General features: G+C 65.4%; 15 protein-coding genes. 10 read left to right on the top strand and 5 right to left on the bottom strand.

Annotation, left to right across the window (positions count from 1 at the left end; all coding sequences use genetic code 11):
* Positions 1 to 50: 50 nt before the first annotated feature.
* Together ACZ60G_RS09970 and ACZ60G_RS09965 are read right to left on the bottom strand one after the other, a co-directional pair.
* Positions 51 to 1,547 carry an acyl-CoA carboxylase subunit beta gene (locus ACZ60G_RS09970; RefSeq protein ID WP_465808927.1) on the bottom strand — a complete coding sequence of 499 codons (1,497 nt, stop codon included), beginning with the start codon at positions 1,545 to 1,547 and terminating at the stop codon, positions 51 to 53.
* A gap of 53 nt (positions 1,548 to 1,600) precedes the next feature.
* Positions 1,601 to 2,836 carry a cytochrome P450 gene (locus ACZ60G_RS09965; RefSeq protein ID WP_465809179.1) on the bottom strand — a complete coding sequence of 412 codons (1,236 nt, stop codon included), beginning with the start codon at positions 2,834 to 2,836 and terminating at the stop codon, positions 1,601 to 1,603.
* 156 nt (positions 2,837 to 2,992) lie between these two features.
* On the opposite strand from ACZ60G_RS09965, the gene ACZ60G_RS09960 reads away from it, so the two are divergent.
* The 6 genes from ACZ60G_RS09960 to ACZ60G_RS09935 all read left to right on the top strand — a co-directional run bounded on the left by ACZ60G_RS09960 (position 2,993) and on the right by ACZ60G_RS09935 (position 8,702).
* Positions 2,993 to 3,778, top strand: coding sequence for a coniferyl-alcohol dehydrogenase (locus ACZ60G_RS09960; RefSeq protein ID WP_465808925.1), 786 nt, complete (start codon positions 2,993 to 2,995; stop codon positions 3,776 to 3,778).
* 124 nt (positions 3,779 to 3,902) lie between these two features.
* Entirely contained in the window at positions 3,903 to 5,108 is a 1,206-nt protein-coding gene (locus tag ACZ60G_RS09955; protein ID WP_465808923.1) for a cytochrome P450, read from the top strand.
* Positions 5,095 to 5,877 carry an SDR family NAD(P)-dependent oxidoreductase gene (locus ACZ60G_RS09950; RefSeq protein ID WP_465808921.1) on the top strand — a complete coding sequence of 261 codons (783 nt, stop codon included), beginning with the start codon at positions 5,095 to 5,097 and terminating at the stop codon, positions 5,875 to 5,877. The genes ACZ60G_RS09955 and ACZ60G_RS09950 overlap by 14 nt, the downstream gene beginning before the upstream one ends.
* Complete coding sequence (locus ACZ60G_RS09945) at positions 5,877 to 7,142, top strand: CaiB/BaiF CoA transferase family protein (RefSeq protein WP_465808919.1); 1,266 nt, start codon at positions 5,877 to 5,879, stop codon at positions 7,140 to 7,142. The genes ACZ60G_RS09950 and ACZ60G_RS09945 overlap by 1 nt, the downstream gene beginning before the upstream one ends.
* Positions 7,132 to 7,932 (top strand): enoyl-CoA hydratase/isomerase family protein, encoded by an 801-nt coding sequence (locus ACZ60G_RS09940; RefSeq protein WP_465808917.1) that lies wholly within the window; start codon positions 7,132 to 7,134, stop codon positions 7,930 to 7,932. The genes ACZ60G_RS09945 and ACZ60G_RS09940 overlap by 11 nt, the downstream gene beginning before the upstream one ends.
* Before the next feature lie 2 nt (positions 7,933 to 7,934).
* Positions 7,935 to 8,702 (top strand): TetR/AcrR family transcriptional regulator C-terminal domain-containing protein, encoded by a 768-nt coding sequence (locus ACZ60G_RS09935; RefSeq protein ID WP_465808916.1) that lies wholly within the window; start codon positions 7,935 to 7,937, stop codon positions 8,700 to 8,702.
* Between the two features lie 175 nt (positions 8,703 to 8,877).
* Here the strand turns inward: ACZ60G_RS09935 and ACZ60G_RS09930 are convergent, their stop codons facing one another.
* The 3 genes from ACZ60G_RS09930 to ACZ60G_RS09920 form a co-directional block, all read right to left on the bottom strand.
* A complete protein-coding gene (locus tag ACZ60G_RS09930) occupies positions 8,878 to 10,059 on the bottom strand; it encodes an acyl-CoA dehydrogenase family protein (RefSeq protein WP_465808914.1) in 1,182 nt (393 codons plus the stop codon).
* Between the two features lie 23 nt (positions 10,060 to 10,082).
* Positions 10,083 to 11,747, bottom strand: coding sequence for an acyl-CoA synthetase (locus tag ACZ60G_RS09925; protein WP_465808912.1), 1,665 nt, complete (start codon positions 11,745 to 11,747; stop codon positions 10,083 to 10,085).
* Between the two features lie 122 nt (positions 11,748 to 11,869).
* Positions 11,870 to 13,369: an aldehyde dehydrogenase family protein gene (locus ACZ60G_RS09920; RefSeq protein WP_465808911.1), complete on the bottom strand. Its 1,500-nt coding sequence runs from the start codon at positions 13,367 to 13,369 to the stop codon at positions 11,870 to 11,872.
* A gap of 596 nt (positions 13,370 to 13,965) precedes the next feature.
* On the opposite strand from ACZ60G_RS09920, the gene ACZ60G_RS09915 reads away from it, so the two are divergent.
* From ACZ60G_RS09915 to ACZ60G_RS09900, 4 genes are all read left to right on the top strand, one after another.
* A complete protein-coding gene (locus ACZ60G_RS09915; RefSeq protein WP_465808909.1) occupies positions 13,966 to 14,406 on the top strand; it encodes a hypothetical protein in 441 nt (146 codons plus the stop codon).
* Positions 14,407 to 14,432: 26 nt separating this feature from the next.
* A complete protein-coding gene (locus ACZ60G_RS09910; protein WP_465808907.1) occupies positions 14,433 to 15,356 on the top strand; it encodes an alpha/beta hydrolase in 924 nt (307 codons plus the stop codon).
* Between the two features lie 175 nt (positions 15,357 to 15,531).
* Entirely contained in the window at positions 15,532 to 16,140 is a 609-nt protein-coding gene (locus ACZ60G_RS09905; RefSeq protein ID WP_465808905.1) for a TetR/AcrR family transcriptional regulator, read from the top strand.
* 193 nt (positions 16,141 to 16,333) lie between these two features.
* Entirely contained in the window at positions 16,334 to 17,860 is a 1,527-nt protein-coding gene (locus ACZ60G_RS09900; protein WP_465808903.1) for a nitric oxide reductase activation protein NorD, read from the top strand.
* Positions 17,861 to 17,864 lie beyond the last annotated feature (4 nt).

The following is a 17,864-nucleotide window of genomic DNA, read 5'->3' as shown; positions in this document are numbered from 1 at the left end:
ATGCCGAAGGGCGCCGGACAAATGTCCGGCGCCTCCCGTGCCAGCATCGATCAGGGCACGATGACCGTGCGAGAAACCGGCTCGGCGGCGGCCTGCCGGGCATAGATGCCCCGCTGCAGTGACACCAGCAGCGCGTTGCGCGTCTCCTCGGGACGGATGAGCTCGTCGAAGCCCATGTGTTCGGCCGAGTGGTACGACGCCTGCAGTTCCATGGCGCGCAGGGAGGCCGAGAGATCTTGCTCGGCGTGCGAGGCACTGCTCAGTGCGGCGGCGCTCATCGCACCCATGGTCGCGCCCGGGTACGCGAAGGTGGCCACCTGGCTGTCGAATCCGATCAGCGACATCACCATGGACCCGAAGCCGTACGCCTTGCGCAACGTCAGGTGCAGCTTCAGTGTCGTCGCCGCCGTCTGTGCGACGAACATCCGTGCGCCACTGCGTAATACGCCGTCCTGCTCGGATTCGCTGCCCGGGAGCATGCCCGGGTTGTCGGCGAGGAACACGATCGGCAGGTGGAACGAGTCCGCGACGGTGATGAAGTGGGCGGCCTTGTCGGCGGCGGCGGCATCGATCGACCCGGCCAATACCTGCGGCTGATTGGCTACGACCGCGACCGGGTGACCGCCGAGGTGACCGAGCGCGCAGATGATCGCCTCGCCGAAGTCGGGCTGCACCTCGAACCAGTCGGGATTGTCCAGAACTACATCGACCACCGCACGCATATCATAGGTACGCCGATTGTCACGGGAGATGATCTCGAGCAGTTCCGGCGTCGGACGCGGGTCCGCCGATTCGTCAACAGCCACCGCGGGTGGATAAGACCATGCGCTCGACGGGAAATACGACAGGTAGCGGCGGATCGCATCGAGAACATCCTCGTCGGTCTCGGCGAGATTGTGGATCAGCCCGCTGGGCAGCGCGACATCTGGCCCGCCGAGATCCTCTTTCGAAATATCTTCCCCCGTCGACACTTTCACTACAGGCGGCCCGGCGGTGAAGATCGCGCCCTGCCGGCTCATGATCGCGAAATCGGCTACGGGGGCGATCAGCGCACCGTGTCCGGCCGAGGGGCCGAGCACCCCGGTGACCATCGGCACCCGGCCGGAGCATCGCGCCTGGGCCAGCAAATCGGTTGGCGTGCGCCCGTAATGGTCGCCGGTGGGCCGAAATCCCGCACCCTCCAACAGCATTATCAGCGGCACCTTATTGCGCAGCGCGAGTTCGGCCAGCCGGTAGCGTTTGGAATTGCTGCCCGGCGCGATACTGCCCGCCAGGGTCGTGAAGTCCTCGGCGCCTACCATCACGGGCGCGCCGTCGATCAGTCCAGAACCGGTCACGACCGCGTCGGCGGCCACGTCACCACCGACCAGAGTGCCGAATTCGTGGAAGGTGCCGGGATCGAGCAGCAGCTCGATGCGGGCCCTGGCGTCGAGCTTGCCCCTGCCGCGATGTTTGGCGACCCGTTCGGGCCCGCCCATCGCCTGTGCGCGCGCACGACGGCGCCCGAGGTCTTCGAGGGTTTCGTCCCAGGTCTGGGCATTCGTCATCGCTACGTCCTAATCCACATTGATCGTTCGTTGATTCGCGTCTGGCGTTCCGGTCACATCAGCGAGTAGCGAATCGGAAGATGTTTGAGCCCGCCCACGAATGTGGTCGCACTGAGTTCGGGCACACCGTTCAGCTCGATCGAGGTCAATCGCGGCAGCAGTTCGGTGAGGAATTTATTGATCTCCATCCGGGCCAGTCCGGCGCCGAGGCAGAAGTGCACGCCGAATCCGAAGGCGACGTGCTTATTGGGCTCCCGCTCGATATCGAACCGGAACGGGTGGTCGAAGGCGTCCTCGTCACGGTTTGCGGAAACATAGGACAGCAATACCGATTCCCCGGCGGCGATGGGCACATCGTGGACCGTGGTGTCCTCGGCGGCGGTCCGCATGAATGCCTTGACCGGGGTGACCCAGCGGATGATCTCCTCGGTCGCCTGCGGCATGAGGTCCAGATCGGCACGCAACCGTTCGCGCTGATCGGGATGTTCGATCAGCGCGCGCACACCACCGGAGATGCTGCTGCTGGTGGTGTCGTGTCCGGCCGTGGCGATGATGGCGTAGTAGGACATGGTGTCGACATCCGAGAGCGGCTCGCCGTCGATACGGGCATTGGCGATCGTGGATCCGAGGTCTCCGGTGGGATTCTCCCGCCAGGACGCGGTCAGGTGCTGGAAGTAGGCGAACATTTCCAGCAGCGAGTTCATCTTCTCGTCCGTCGGTGTGCTGCGCTGCAACTCGGCGTCGTCGTTGCCGACCAATTCCTGGGTGAGCTCGAGCATCCGGGGGAAATCGGCTTCGGGGACGCCGAGCAGCGACATGATCACGTACAGCGGGAAATTCACCGCGACCTCCTGGACGAAGTCGCATTCCCCACCGGCATCGCGCATCTTGTCGACGTAGTGTTCGGCCAGTTGTTCGATCCGATCACCCATTGCCTTCATGGCTTTCGGGCTGAACCAATCGGCGGCGATAGCGCGCACGATGCGGTGCTGCGGATCATCCATATGGATCAGCGTGCGAATACCGGCCGCCGCCTGCATGTCATCCGATTCGGCGGTCATCAGCACCGGCCGCGGCCAGTTCGTGAACAGCCGGTCGGCCCGCTCGATCGCCATGATGTCGGCATGTTTGGTGATCGCCCAGAACGGCTTGTAGCCGGGCACATCGACCAGCGATACCGGAGCCTTCGCCCGCAGCGCGGTAAGCGCGCCGTGTAATCGGGCCTCATCGGTATAGGCGGTCGGGTCCGCGAGGACATTGGCGGCTTCGTCGACGATCGGCATGCTCATCAGCGGGACTTCCATTCCATCCGTCTTCATACGGGTCCGATCCGGGCAGGCGCACCGCGCCCCAGATCGTTTGTATCGGCCAACAGCCTGATTTATAGTGACCCTTACTGTCAAGCATTCTATAACGCGCATCCGTGCAGCGGAACGGTGGTATTCATGGGCTCCGGGCAACGCAAAATCCTGGTGGTAGGCGCCGGATCGGGAATCGGTGCGGCGACCGCCACCCACTTCCACGACAACGGCGACCATGTGCTCGCGGTCGATCTGCGTCCCAACGAAACTCCGGCCGCACAGCACGAACAGTGCGACCTGCGCGACGCCGCCGCGATCACGGAGCTGCTGGACCGGATCGGTCCGGACTGGGATCTGCTGGCCTACGTCGCCGGTGTGCCCGGCACGGCACCCGCCGCGGATGTTCTGAAAGTGAACTATCTCGGCATGCGGCTGATGGTCGAGGGGATGCTGCCGCGGCTGCGGCAGGGCGGCGCGATCGTCACAGTCGCTTCGGTCGCGGCCCTCGGCTGGCAGCAGCGCCTGGACGAGCTGGCCGGGCTGCTTGCCGCGACCGACGCCGAAACCGTCGAGTGCTGGCAGCAGAGCCAGGATCCGGCCTATCCGGTGTACAGCACATCCAAGCAGGCCGCGATCATCTACGCGAAGCGGCTGGCGCCGACGGCATGGCAGAAATACGGAATCCGGGTCAACACCGTGAGCCCGGGACCGACCGAGACGCCGATCCTGGCCGACTTCGAGGCATCGATGGGCAAGGACGTCCTCGACACCGTCAAGGCGACGATCGGCAGGCATGCCACCGTGGACGACATCGTGCCCGTGATCGCTTTCCTCGGCTCACCGCAGGCGCGCTGGATCAACGGACAGGATATCCACGTAGACGGCGGATTCGTCGCGCCGCTGGTCGCGGGGCCGCCCATTCAGCTGTAGCCGACGACCTGTCGAAATAACGATCTCCGCCAGCCCGGCATGCCTTCGATACGACTATACTGTATATATTACAGTATCTTGTACTGGCGACGTGCCGACCGCTGTGACGACGTAGAGGTGAGCTGTGGATATCCCTATTCGAGACCAATCGGCCGAAGAAGCCCTCGACCTGCGTGACCCCTACCCGTTCTTCGCCGCCAAGCGGCGTGACGGTGGGGTCTTCCACGGAACGGTCATGGACTATTCCCGGACACCGGAATCGCTGCGCCCTTCGGACAGCTATGCCGCCGTCTCCTACCCGGCGGTCAGCACCGCACTGCGCGATAGCCGGGTATTCAGTTCCAAGCTCTACGATTCCACCATCGGTGTGTTCATGGGCCCGACCATTCTGGCCATGGACGGCAAAAAGCATCGGGCACACCGGAATCTGGTCGCCACGGCTTTCAAGCCGCAATCACTGCTGCAGTGGGAACCGGAGATCGTCCGGCCGATCTGCAACGCACTCATCGACGAGTTCGCCGAGCGTGGCAGCGCCGACCTCGTCAAGGAATTCACCTTCGAATTCCCCACCCGTGTCATCGCACGCCTGCTCGGACTCCCTGAGGAGGATCTGCCCTTTTTCCGCGAGGCGGCGGTGTCGATCATCAGCTACGCCAACAAGGTTCCGCAGGCGCTGCAGGCTTCCAATGACCTCGAGGAATACTTCATCGGCCATATCGAGCAGCGGCGGTCCAAGCCGACCGACGACATCATCGGTGATCTGGTGAGCGCCGAGATCGACGGGGAGAAGCTGACCGAGGAGGCCATCTACTCGTTCCTGCGGCTACTGCTCCCCGCCGGACTCGAAACCACTTATAGATCGTCCGGAAATCTGTTGTACCTATTGCTCACCCACCCTGAGCAATTCGAGGCGATGCAGCGCAATCACGACCTGATCCCGCAGGCCATCGAGGAAGGGCTGCGCTACGAAACGCCACTCACCCTGGTGCAGCGGTACGTGACCGAGGACGCCGAGCTGGAAGGTGTCGCCATTCCGAAGGGCGCGGTGCTCGATCTGTGCCTTGGCTCGGCCAACCGTGACGAGATCCGCTGGGAGCGACCGGAGGAATTCGATATCTTCCGGACCCACATTCCGCACATCAGCTTCACCGCGGGTGCGCACACCTGCCTCGGCCTGCACCTGGCCCGCATGGAGACCCGAGTCGCCGTGGAGGCCCTGCTGAGCCGCCTCACTGGATTCACCCTGCAGTCCGAGGGCGATCCGCATATCTTCGGCCAGCCGTTCCGCTCGCCCAACGCACTGCCGGTGACCTTCGATGTCGTCGTCTGAGCCACAGCGGATTCGAAACCGCTTCGATCTGTCCGGCCGCGCGGCACTGGTCACCGGTGCTGGCAGCGGCATCGGCGCGGCCGTCGCGACCGCGCTGGCAGAGCAGGGCGCGGCGGTGCTGGTCACCGATCTCGACGCGACGGCAGCCGCGATCACGGCGGAGAAGATCACCGCCGAAGGCGGGCGGGCCGCGAGTACCGCACTGGACGTTCGCGATGCCGGGGCCGTCGACGCCGCTGCCGCCGCTGCCGCTCAATTGGCCGGTGGCACATTGCATATCGTGGTCAATAACGCCGGGGTGACCGCACCGGCGATGTTCGGCAATACCACCGAGGAGTCGGTGCAACTTTTGCTCGACATCCATGTGCTCGGTGCGTTCCGCTGCGCGAAGGCGGCGCTGGAATATCTGCCGACCGACGGCACCGGCCGGATCATCAATGTGACGTCCTCGGCCGGTCTGGCCGGGGCACTAGGACAGGTCAACTACTCGGCCGCGAAGTCCGCCATCGTCGGGCTGTCCAAATCGCTTGCCCGCGAACTCGCGCGCAAGCAGATCACCGTCAATGCCCTTGCGCCCGCGGCGGCCACGTCCATGACGGCCAAGATCCGCACCGATCCGAAGTTCGCCGAACAGATGCTCAATCGCATTCCGATGCGGCGGTGGGCCGAACCGGACGAGGTCGCGGGAGCCTTCGTATTTCTGGCCTCCGATGCCGCCTCCTACATCACCGGTCAGGTACTGCCGGTGGACGGTGGCCTGGTGATGTGATGACCGAACCGACCGCGGGTCCGCTCGCCGGAGTCACCGTCGTGGCCCTGGAGCAGGCCGTCTCCGCACCGATGTGCACCCGCACGCTGGCCGATTTCGGAGCCAGGGTGATCAAGATCGAGAATCCGCGCGGCGGCGACTTCGCACGCGACTACGACGATGTGGTCAACGGCCTTGCCGCGCATTTCGTTTGGGTGAACCGCGGCAAGGAATCGGTGACGCTCAACCTCAAAGATCCGGAGGGACAAGCGGTTCTGCACCGGCTGCTGGAATCCGTCGATGTTTTCGTAGCCAATCTGGCGCCGGGTGCGACGGCCGCACTCGGCCTGGCCGCGGACGATCTGGCGGTGCGTCATCCGCACCTGATCGCGATGGAGATCGACGGCTACGGTCCCGGCGGACCACTGTCCCATAAAAGAGCCTATGACCTGCTGATTCAGGCCGAGTCAGGAGTCTGCGCGGTCACCGGATTCCCGGATGCCCCGGCCAAACCCGGTCCGCCGATCGCCGACGTGTGCTCGGGCCTTTACGCGGCGCTGACGATCGTGGCGATGATCTGCGGCAGACGCGCACCCGGCGGAACCCCGACCAAACCCGCTACGGCGGCGGTGAGCCTGTTCGATACCGCCGCCGAACTAATGGGGTACGCGCTCAACTACACGCGGCACACCGGAATCGACCAACAGCCACTCGGCATGAGTTCCCCGGCGGTCGCCCCCTACGGCGCCTATCCCACCAGCGATGGCCGCACCGTAGTGCTCGGCACGACGAACGACCGAGAATGGCAGCGCCTGGCCCGCGACATTCTCGACCGGCCCGATCTCGCCGACGATCCGAGATTCACCACCAATGCCGGACGGGTGCGACACCGCCGCGAACTCGATGCCCCGATCGCGCAGTGGTGCGCACGCCACGACCTCGCGACCGTCCAGTCGTGCGCCGACACGGCCGGAATCGGGAACGCCCGCTACAACACCCCCACCGATGTGATCGGCCATCCGCACCTCGCGGCCCGCCGACGCTGGCGGTCGATCGAGACGCCCGGCGGTCCGGTACCCGCCCTGCTGCCGCCACCGGTCATCGCCGGATACGAACCGCCCATGGGGGCCATCCCCGCGTTGGGGCAGCACACCGAAACCGTCTTGGCCGCAGCTGGATTCAGCTCCGACGACATTGCCCGACTACGTGACCGGGGTGCCATCGGGCCCGGTGCCGCCAACCCGTCCGCTGACCCGGACATGAAAGGACGATGTTGTGGCCGATGAACCGGTATTGCTCAGCGAGCAAGTGGGTGCGGTACTGACACTGACGTTGAATCGCCCGCACCGTAAGAATGCGCTTACCCGCGAGGTGTGGGCGGGCCTGCGCGAGCAGTTCCGCCGGGTCGCGCACGGTCGTGAGGTGCGCGCCGTGGTCCTGACCGGGTCCGCTGGCACGTTCTGTTCGGGCGCCGACATTTCCGATACCGCGGGCATGGACGAGTTTCCCGATCCCAGCCGGGAGTTGCGCACCATCAACGAGGTCGTGCAGCAACTGCACGACCTACCGGTGCCCACCGTCGCGAAGGTGCGCGGGGTGGCGGCGGGCGCGGGGTGGAATCTCGCGCTCGGGTGCGATCTGGTGGTGGCGACGCCCGACGCGCGGTTCTGCCAGATCTTCAGTAGGCGGGCGCTGTCGCTGGATTGCGGGGGCTCCTGGCTGCTGCCCAAACTCGTCGGCATGCAGCAGGCCAAGCGCCTGGCATATCTGGCCGACATGATCGGCGCCGAGGAAGCACACTCACTCGGACTCGTGACGTGGATACAGCCCGATGAAGCTGCCGACAAGTTCGTCGATGAGCTGGCGGTACGGCTGGCCGCCGGGCCGCCGTTGGCACTCGCGCAGACCAAGGCGCTGTTGAACGACGGAACGGATCGGACGATGCGCGAGGCACTCGCCGACGAGGCGCGCGCCCAGACCATCAACTTGTCCGGTGCCGATGTGATCGAAGCATTCGCCGCGTTCGCCGAGAAACGCGAACCGGTCTTCACCGGGGCATGGGGCACAGGAGGTTAGCAATGGCGAAAAGGGTCACCGTGGAGCGGCGGCAGCGACGCGAACGCGGCTCGCTGAATCCGGAGGACATCATCGATGGCGCCTTCGAACTCGCACAACAGGTTTCGATCGACGGTCTGAGCATGCCGCTGTTGGGTAAGCATCTCAATGTCGGGGTCACCAGTATCTACTGGTACTTCCGCAAGAAGGACGATCTGCTCAATGCGATGACCGACCGCGCGCTGCGGCTGTATGTGTATGCCGTGCCCTACCCGTCCGTCGAAGCGCGTAATTGGCGTGAGACGCTGGGCAACCACGCGCGCACCATGCGGCGCACCTTCCTGGCCAGCCCGATCCTGTGCGATCTGATTCTGGTCAGATCGGCGCTGAGTCAGCACGCCGGGCGGGTGGGCGCCGAGCAGGTGGAGCGGACGGTGGCCAGTCTGGTCGAAGCGGGCCTATCAGTCGAGCAGGCCTTCGACATCTACTCGGCAGTCAATCTGCATATTCGCGGATCGGTTGTGCTGCAACGGCTCTACGACAAGAACCAGGAGCTGGAGGCGGAGGGCCGGGCGTATTACGACAGCATTCTGGTCGAACCAGAGACGACACCGCTGCTCGCCGAGGCCATGGCAAAGGGCCTGCGATCGGGTGCACCGGACGACCGGAATTTCGAATACGGTCTGTGCTGCATTCTCGATCACGCGAGCCGACTGATCCAGTTGAATGCGTCGGCGCACGCGAATTCCACCGCGCCGGCCCGCCCTGGCGAGAACGCACCGACCTCGTAACCGCTCGTCGTCCCGGCTGGGCACCTGCCTGCCGGGACGGCGAATCTTTAACGGCTAGTGGACAATTCCCGCTGTGCCAGGCTTACGTCTGCGCCGCATGATCACCGCGATGATCAGCGAGACAGCCCAGCCTCGACATGACCCCAGAAGGTGAGCATTCGGCCTTGCTCCGGGACTATTTCGCCGCACTATAGTTCGGACGCCCCAGCCCGAGAATGTATTGCGCGATCATATTGCGGAATACATCCAGCGTCCCGCCGTAGATGCCGATCAGCGGCGCCCACCGGTAAAGGTATTCGGCCGCACCGTCGGCCACCGCTTCCCCGGCCCTGGACGGTACCGCCGACCGCTCACCGAGGACGTCCATGAGGTCCGGGGCGATATCGCGCATGGTCTGCGCGATGGCCACCCGCCCGAACAGACTCGGTGCGCTCAGCGCCGCCTCGATGCGGGCATGGGCCCGGCCGAGCCGATACGCGATCGATCGGTCGTCGAGACCCCGTCGGGCGTCCGGCCCGGCCGCGGCGGCCACCGCGGTCACCCGGTCGGCGGCCACGGCCATCGTGGTGCCGAAGCCGCTCATGATCGCGATATCGGCCAGCCCATCCGGGTCGGCACCGCCGGCGCCGTGCTCGGCGGACAGCGGGCCGTTGAGCACCCGCCAGCCGTCGTTCACCTCGCCGATCCGGTACCGATCCGGAACCCGGACATCCTGGTAGTAGGTGATATTGGTGCGTTCACCGTCAACGGTCCGCAGGCCCTGGATCTCGATGCCGGGCGAGTCCAGCGGCACCAGGAACATGGTCAGATTGCGATGTCTGCGCCCGTCCGGATCAGTATTGGTCAGCAGGAATGCATACCGGCAGTTGTGCGCGCCGGAGGTGAACATCTTCTGCCCGTTGATAATCCAGTCCGCGCCCGCGCGCACCGCCCGCGTCGCGCAGTTGGCGATATCGGATCCGCCCTCGGGTTCGGTGTAGCCCATGGCGAACCGGGTGTCGCCGCGGTACACCCCTGGCAGCACCTCCTCGAGCAGCTCCGGCGAGCCGAATTCGCGGACCGCGCGCAGGATCATCATGGTGGCACCCCAGGTCACCAGCGGCACCTCGGCCCTTCGCCGCTCGAGATCCCAGATCCTGCGCTGCACCGGCGTCAATCCCCCGTCCGCGGCACTGTTCGCCTCGCGCTCGAGCCACCCCTGCGCGCCCATGGCCAGATGCAGCTCCTCGACGAATCCGTCACCGGACTCGTGCGCGCGGCGCAGCACGTCCTCGGTCACGGTGGCCGCGAGGAAATCCCGGGCCCGGTCCAGGAATTCCTGTTCTTCGGCGGTCGGCTCGACCCTGGCGAAGTCCACTTCGGTTCCTTTCCCTGTCGCGATCAGCCCGCGGCGATCGCTTGTTCGCGCGCCCAGCGGTAGTCGGCCTTGCCCACCGGACTGCGCACGATCTCCGGGCGGAACACCACGACCTTCGGAAGCTTGTACCGCGCAATGGATTCCGCCGCATGGGCAATCAATTCCTCGGCAGTCGGCTCGGTCCCGTCGACCGGTGCGATGATCGCGGCGACCTCCTGACCCCAGCGCTGGCTCGGGCGGCCGACCACCACGACGTCGGCGACGGCCGGATGCGACGAGAGCGCCAGCTCGACCTCCTCCACGAAAATCTTCTCGCCCCCGGAATTGATCGTCACCGCATCGCGTCCCAGCAATTCGATGGAACCGTCCGCCAACAGTCGTGCCCGATCGCCCGGCAGCACGTACCGCGCACCGTCGATGACCGGGAAGGTGATCGCGGACTTGGCGGCGTCGCCCTTGTACCCGAGCGGTGTGAAGCGGCGTTGTGCGAGCCATCCGATACCGTCGTGTCCCGCCGCCAGCACCGAACCGAAATCTTCGGCCACCACACAGGTGTCCGCTCCCGGGATGAATGTGCCGGTCGATACGGATCCGGACGACGAGACGTGATTCAGCTGGGTGCCGCCCTCCGAGGAACCGACGGCGTCCATCACGACCAGACCGGGAATCGCGGCGATCCACTGCTGTTTGGCCGACGGGCTCAGCACCGCACCGCCGCTGGCCAAAGCCACCAGCGACGATACGTCGGCCGAAGTCGACTCGATCGCGGCGAGCAGCGGACGGGCCATCGCATCACCCACCACCACCAGAATCGCTACCCCCTCCCGCTCGATGGCGCGCACGATCTCGTCGGCATCGAGATGCTGCACGACCGAGGACAGCACGACAGTCTGTCCGGTCATCATCGCGGTCAGCACGGCCCATTGCGCCGCCCCGTGGATCAGCGGAGGCAGCAGCATGATCCGGACACCGGGATTCGCACCCGCCCGAGCGGCGACCTCGTCGTAGGACCCGATGAGCGATCCGCTGAACATGTCCCGCCCGCCGCAGGCCGCCATGAAGATGTCGTGCTGGCGCCACAGCACACCCTTGGGCATACCGGTGGTGCCGCCGGTGTAGAGCACATAGAGATCGTCGGGAGAGGGCTGTACGGGCAGTGGATCCGGTGCGTTCGAGGCAATGACGGTCTCGTAATCGACTGCCCCATCCAGCAATTCGTTACCCGACTCGTCGGCGATCTGGATCAGTACGCGCAGCGTCGGCAGCTCGGGCAGCACCTCGGCGAGCCGCGGCGCGAACGCGGCGTGATAGATCAGCGCCGTAGCACCGGAATCAGCCAGCAGATGCCGCAGTTCGTTCTCGACATATCGGTAGTTGACATTGAACGGTGCGACACGCGCCCGGAAGGCGCCCATCATCGCCTCCACGTATTCGTGTCCGTTGTAGGCGTAGATGCCCAACAGATCCTGCCCCACCTCGTGATCGGCGAGCGCTGACCGCTCGGTATGGCAGCCCAGCCCCTGGGCGTACAGGTAGGCCGCCAATCGCTTGGACCGCTCGGCGATCTGCGCGTAGGTGTGGCGCCGATCGCCCTGACAGATCAGTTCCCGATCCGGGATGGCGGCCGCGGCGGCATCGGCGGCCGCGGCGAGCGTGAATTGCGAGGTCGACGGTTCGGATCTGGTCACGGAACGAGACAACGGTGGCTCCTCGGTCGTGTGCTGCGTGCGCAGCTGAACGATCTAACTGTAAGTCATACAGTAGTAACTACAACAGGTGTCGGGAAGGATTTCGGGTTCGCTGCTCGGACTCATTGCCCGGAATTACGGGCGACTAGACGGCGCCGTGTACGCCGGTGTGCGGTGCGCAGCGCGATATCGATGACGCGGTGGATGAACCGCGGGAACGGCGGCGCGGCCAGCGCGGTTATGACGAACGGGAGATCGGTGCCGACCAGGGTGCGGTAATGGGTGAAGGTGTCGAAGCCCGCCTTACCGCGATAAGCCCCCATACCGCTGGCGCCGACCCCACCGAACGGTGCGTCCTCCGGAAACATGTTGAGCGCGAAGTCGTTACGGGAGACCCCGCCGCTGCGCGTACTCCTGACGAAGGCGCGGAAGTCTCGCCCGCCCGGCCCGTACCAGTAGGCGACCAGCGGCGAGTGCCCCCCACTCAGATGGTCTACGACATCGGCGAGCCTCGAATACGGTCGCAGGACGAGAACCGGTCCGAAGATTTCCTCGGTAGCGATCCGCATGTCGTCGGTGATGTCGCGGACAACGGTCGGCGGGATCTTCCGCGTGCTCGGATCGGGCAGCGTCTCACCCGTCGGCACGATCTGCTCGACCCGCGCCCCTTGGGCGCGCGCCTCGTCTATGAGGGCGCGGACCCTGTCATAGTTCGCCTGGTCGACGCAGGCCGTGTAATCCTCGTTGGCGGCGACGGCCGGGAACATGTCGCGAAGACTCGCGCCGAGGGCATCGGCGAAGGCATCGATGCGGTCCTCGGGCACGAAGACGTAATCGGGACTCACGCAGACCTGCCCACCGTTGATCATTCGCGCCCGAGCGATTCGCGCCGCCGCCCTGGTGATGTCGGCATTCGGTGCCACGACCACCGGATTCTTCCCGCCGAGCTCCAAGGTCACCGGGACCAGATTCGCCGCGGCGGCCCGCTGAACCAGTCGGCCGACCCGGGTCGATCCGGTGAAAAACAGATGGTCGAAAGGTAATTCGGCGAAGGCGGCGCCCACCTCGGGACCGCCGGTCACCACCGCGAGCTCGGACGGATCGAAATACTGCGGTGCCAGCGATCGGGTCAGCTCCGCAGTATGCGCGGTGATCTCCGACATTTTGATCATGACCCGATTACCGGCGGCGAAGGCCGCCGCCGCGGGCACGACGACCAGTTGGAGCGGGAAGTTCCAGGGTCCGATGATGCCGACCACACCGAGTGGAGTGGGTTGCACCTGGGCACGGATCCCGTACAGGCGGGCCGTCGGCTTGGGGTTGCGTGGACGCATCCACTTGCCGATATGCGAGCGGGTGTGCTCGATGGTCGACAACATGCCCATGATCTCCGCGAACAGAATCCCCGTTCGGGAGCGGGTGCCGAAATCGCGAGCAAGCGCGTCGACATACGAGTCGAGATTGTCCAGAACCATAACGAGCAATCGGTCGATCCGGTGCCGCCGGACCGCGGCCGAAGGCGGCCCCTCCCGCAGATAGGCCTGCCGCTGCAGTTCCAGGATCGCGGCGGGCGCCGCCGATGCGGTGTCGTCGACCGGCTGCTCGGTGGTTCCAGTGCTCATGCGTGATGTCTTTCCAGTGGGAACTCAGCTGAGATCGAGGGGCTATCGCATATCTGCGCCCGAAGGCCGACCCAGCTCGAACCTGTTATCCGCCGTCGCGTCCAAGCGCGCCGAGACGGAACCGTGGACTATCCAGTAATACTAACTGTAACACCACTCACTCGTGCGGGGTACGCGAACAGCCGACTCGAGAACTGGGAATCGCACGCAGTCGTCACCGAGGAATTCATCGATCCGAACCCCGTCGCGGGCTGTGCGCACTGCTCGAATCCGGCGATCCCCCGCGGCCGGTCCCGCCGACGCCGCAACCTCACCCCGCTGCACGCCCCGAGTACCGACCATTCCGACAGCAGACAACAGCGACACCGATCTCGCGGCCGCCGCCGTAAGCGACAACGGGTCCGACAGTGTCACGCATACCGTTCTCACCGTCGATTTCGCCGCTCCCACAGACGAATTACACGGATAACCAGCGCGTCGTCGACTACTTGCACCGAGATACTGAATGTCTTACCGTTGACAGCACAGAGCGGTGGCGCTCAACAGACAGCCTCGGTGCGCGGTCACGGTCCGGGGCCGTTGCGCTAGGAGAGAATATGAGCGACAACGAGGTCCCCGGTCTCACATCGCGAACCGTCGAGGCACTGCTCGGCGCGGGCGAGGCGCTGGCCCAGCAGGTGCGGACGAAGATCCTGCACAGCCCGCGGCCGGTATTCCTGCACTACATCGAGCAGACCTTCGACGCGCTGCGGACCAAGCTGTCGCGCGGACTCGACCCGCATCCGGACACCCCGGCACAGCAGCTGTGCTTGTATCTGATGGTCGCGTACGCGGAGCGACGGACCGGATCGCTCGATGCCGATCTCATCCGGATCCACCGTGCGCTACTGGCCGACGATGACATCCTGGCCGAAGTCTGCCGCGTCGGCGGGGACCCCGGTCCGTCCTACGACTTCGTCGCACTCGGCGACGCACTGACCGGACGCGGAATGAGCGCGTTCTTCGCCCCGTTCGAACCGGACGACCTGGTCGCCTGACAGCGCCCGCGAGAGGACGAACCATCGTGGGTTCGGATACCACCTTCCACCCCGAACTCCGCATTGCGCGTTACCTGCCGCGCTCCGCGGTCGGTGCGCGCACCATCGGGCCGGTCCGCAGGCTGACGAAACTCACCGGGCGCAGTCGACCGGCGGGCGGGACGATCGAGGCGGTCGACGCGCACGTCTCGGTGCGCGTATTCCGACCGGCACGGGCTCCCCACCAGGCACCGGGTCTGCTGTTCATCCACGGGGGCGGCTACGTCATCGGCACCGCCGCGATGGGAGATGGCTTCTGTCGCCGAGTCGCGGACCGCTTGGGGGTTGTCGCGGCATCGGTGGAATACCGGCTGGCACCCGAGCATTCCTTCCCGACACCGCTCGAGGACTGCTATGCCGCGTTGCGCTGGCTCGCCGACCAACCGGATGTCGATCCCGAACGTATCGCGATCGCCGGTGAGAGCGCGGGCGGTGGCCTGGCCGCCGCGCTTGCGCTGCTGGCCCACGAACGCGCCGAGGTGCACCCGGTGCTGCAGGTGCTGTCCTATCCGATGCTGGACGATCGGACCACCACGCGCACCGATATCGCCCACCGCGGACTACGTCTGTGGAGCCCGCGGAACAACTGCTTCGGATGGCAGTCCTACCTGGGCCCGGCCGCGACCGGCACGGTGCCGGCACTGGCCGCGCCGGCCCGATACGAGAACCTGGCCGGGGTCTGCCCGGCCTGGATCGGCGTCGGCACCAACGATCTGTTCTACGACGAGGACGTCGCCTATGCCGAACGCCTGCGCCGGGCCGGTGTCCCACGCACGGTGCACGTGGTGCACGGCGCGTACCACGGCTTCGATCTGATCGAGACCTGGGCGCCGGTCTCACGAGCCTTTCTCCAAGCGCGGCTGACGGCGTTGAACGACGTACTGAACGGCGGTGCGCACACTCGCGGCTGATCCATCGATTTCATTGACGAGATTCAATGACATCTGTCAGTATGTTCTGAGCCGCACTTCGAGGATTCATTCCGCGATAGAAATCGTAAGCCGGAGAACATATTTCGGGTTATACCCGAATCGTGCGGATCGTTCTTCATTGACACCCGTCAGTGACAGAGTTAGAAATTGGCGCATGAGCGAAGTTCAGGACAAGCCCCAGGGCCGCGAAGCCCAGCGTCTGCAGACCCGGCAGCGGGTATTCGACGCGGCCATCGCCGAATTCAAGAACGTCGGCATGACCGATGCCGATATCGGCACGATCGTGGAGGCGGCGGGCGTTGCGCGCGGCACCTTCTATTTCCACTTCCCCAGCAAAGAACACGCGCTGCTGGAACTGGAGGCACGCGAGGAAGCCCGGATCGCCAAGGAACTGACCCGCTTTCTCACCGCACCGCACGACCTCGAATCGGCGCTGCGGAAAACGATCCAGCTGATAGTCGGTCTCGAGCGGCGCCTGGGCAGCCTGCTGTTCAAAGAGCTACTCGCGATTCACTTTTCGCCGACCCGGCCACTGGATGACGAGTGGCGCGAACATCCCGTGATCGTCCTGGTGGTCGAGGAGATCCAGCGCGCCCGCGACCACGGCGAGGCCGAGATCGCCGTCGATCCCTACCACAGCGCGGTGTTCTTTCTACTCGGGCTCTACGCCCTGCTGACCACGACCTCGGGCTCGAAGGCGTTGCGCGCCAACGCACTCGACAACTACCTGATCACCGTTCTGCGCAGTCTGGAGCCTCGATGAAGCAAGCATCGCGGACCACCCATCGAACCGCTTCGAACCGAAGAATATGGAGATATGGCCATGCTGTTGGACCTTGTGCGCATCGCCCTCGCGTGGGGCGCGGTGCTGCTGATCATCGCGTTCTGGTACTGGATCATGAAGAATATCGGCACCTTCTGAGCAGCTCCGGCCCCGGCGGCAGTGGATATTCGTCATGAACGGTGCGGTGCAAGGGCTCTCGATCGAGCGCAGTTGCGCGGTCACGGCCGTCGCATTCTCCGGACGTCGCCGTGAGGGTGTGCGGCTGGTGACCGGTGAGCGGCGCAGTTTCGGTCTGAACCCCATTCGCAGCGTCGTGCAGGTGCCGTATCCACCCGTGGCTGCAAACTGGACCCGGGCAACGCTGACATGCGGTGTGGCACTGCAGTGTTCGCCATCGAAGGACCGCATCGCGCGGTACCCGTTGCACGAGCTGTCACCCCGGGAACTGGGTGCGCTGTCGATCGTCGAGGGTGGTGTGGCGGCGGGCTGGATCGCCGACCGGCTGCCCGGCCTGCTGCCCGAACTCCGTCGGCTGCTACCCCACCTCGAGATCGCCGACCACGATCTCGATGGCGACGAAATACTGGACCGCGCACTGTGTTTGGCGCGATCACGGCAGCAGATTCACGGACATCCACTGCTCGGCAAGCTCCCGCTGGCCGCTCCCACACGCGGCGGCCTGGCCGTGGCGGCACGTCGGGCATACGCCCGGATGCCGTGGACCTCGACGCGCAGCGACTCCTATCGCGTCATGTCGGTACCCGTCGGCGGTGACGGCGGCAGCCGCAATACCAACCTTCCCCCGCCGAGCCGACCGGAGAACGAAGACGTCGAAATCCGAGCCGATCAACGCGCGGGCCTGCCCTATCCGGAATGGAACCTCTGGACGAGAAGCTTTCTGCGCGACCACGTCGCGGTACTGGAACGCAAGCACCCCACCCGGCCACGACCGCTCGCACCGGTTTCCCCCGACATCCGCCGCTGGTTCGAAGAACATACCCACCGCGCCATGCGCAGCGGCCTCGAGGACGGCTCGGATCTCGATATCGACCGGTATGTCGGCCACTACGTCGACATGATTTCCGGTGCGACGGCCGAGCCACGGGTGTTCCGCGAGCTGTTGCCCAGTTCCCGTGACGTCACCACCGCAGTACTCCTGGACGGCAGTTCCTCCCTCGGCGTACACGGCGGCCGGATCTTCCGGCTCGAATTGGCCTGTGCCGACGCACTTTCCCGAGCCATGACGCTCGCCCGGGAACGCCACGCCCTGTTCGTCTTCACCGGCAATACCCGCCACCGGGTCGAAGTGCGCTGTCTGAAGGACTTCGACGATGCCCGTTTCGTGGACCCGAGCAGCCTGGGCCTGATCACCGGCGGCTACACCCGCCTCGGCGCGCCACTGCGGCACCTGACCCGCCGCCTGCTCGAGCAGCCCTCCGAACGACGCCTGATCATCGTGATCGGCGACGGCCTGATGTCCGACGAAGGCTACGAGGGCCGCTACGCGTGGGCCGATGTCGCGCACGCCATCGAAGAGGCCGACGACGCAGGGGTCACGATCTACTACCTCGCCGTCGGCCCGACCCGCGTCGATCCCCTGCCCGAGGTATTCGGCGCGCGCCGATCACGCCGGATCCTGCGGGCCGAAGAACTGCCTCGCGTACTCGCCCATATCCACCGCGAGTTGGTCGACCGATGATGTT

The organism is Nocardia sp. NPDC102475, assembly GCF_055584605.1.
This window is presented reverse-complemented; position numbering and strand designations above follow the sequence as displayed.

Excerpts from the sequence above, each read along its gene's own strand:
- ACZ60G_RS09945 (WP_465808919.1), top strand. The coding sequence starts at position 5,877 with ATGACCGAACCGACCGCGGGTCCGCTCGCCGGAGTCACCGTCGTGGCC.
- ACZ60G_RS09905 (WP_465808905.1), top strand. The coding sequence starts at position 15,532 with ATGAGCGAAGTTCAGGACAAGCCCCAGGGCCGCGAAGCCCAGCGTCTG.
- ACZ60G_RS09900 (WP_465808903.1), top strand. The coding sequence starts at position 16,334 with ATGAACGGTGCGGTGCAAGGGCTCTCGATCGAGCGCAGTTGCGCGGTC.
- ACZ60G_RS09960 (WP_465808925.1), top strand. The coding sequence starts at position 2,993 with ATGGGCTCCGGGCAACGCAAAATCCTGGTGGTAGGCGCCGGATCGGGA.
- ACZ60G_RS09915 (WP_465808909.1), top strand. The coding sequence starts at position 13,966 with ATGAGCGACAACGAGGTCCCCGGTCTCACATCGCGAACCGTCGAGGCA.
- ACZ60G_RS09970 (WP_465808927.1), bottom strand. The coding sequence starts at position 1,547 with ATGACGAATGCCCAGACCTGGGACGAAACCCTCGAAGACCTCGGGCGC.
- ACZ60G_RS09950 (WP_465808921.1), top strand. The coding sequence starts at position 5,095 with ATGTCGTCGTCTGAGCCACAGCGGATTCGAAACCGCTTCGATCTGTCC.
- ACZ60G_RS09920 (WP_465808911.1), bottom strand. The coding sequence starts at position 13,369 with ATGAGCACTGGAACCACCGAGCAGCCGGTCGACGACACCGCATCGGCG.
- ACZ60G_RS09935 (WP_465808916.1), top strand. The coding sequence starts at position 7,935 with ATGGCGAAAAGGGTCACCGTGGAGCGGCGGCAGCGACGCGAACGCGGC.
- ACZ60G_RS09965 (WP_465809179.1), bottom strand. The coding sequence starts at position 2,836 with ATGAGCATGCCGATCGTCGACGAAGCCGCCAATGTCCTCGCGGACCCG.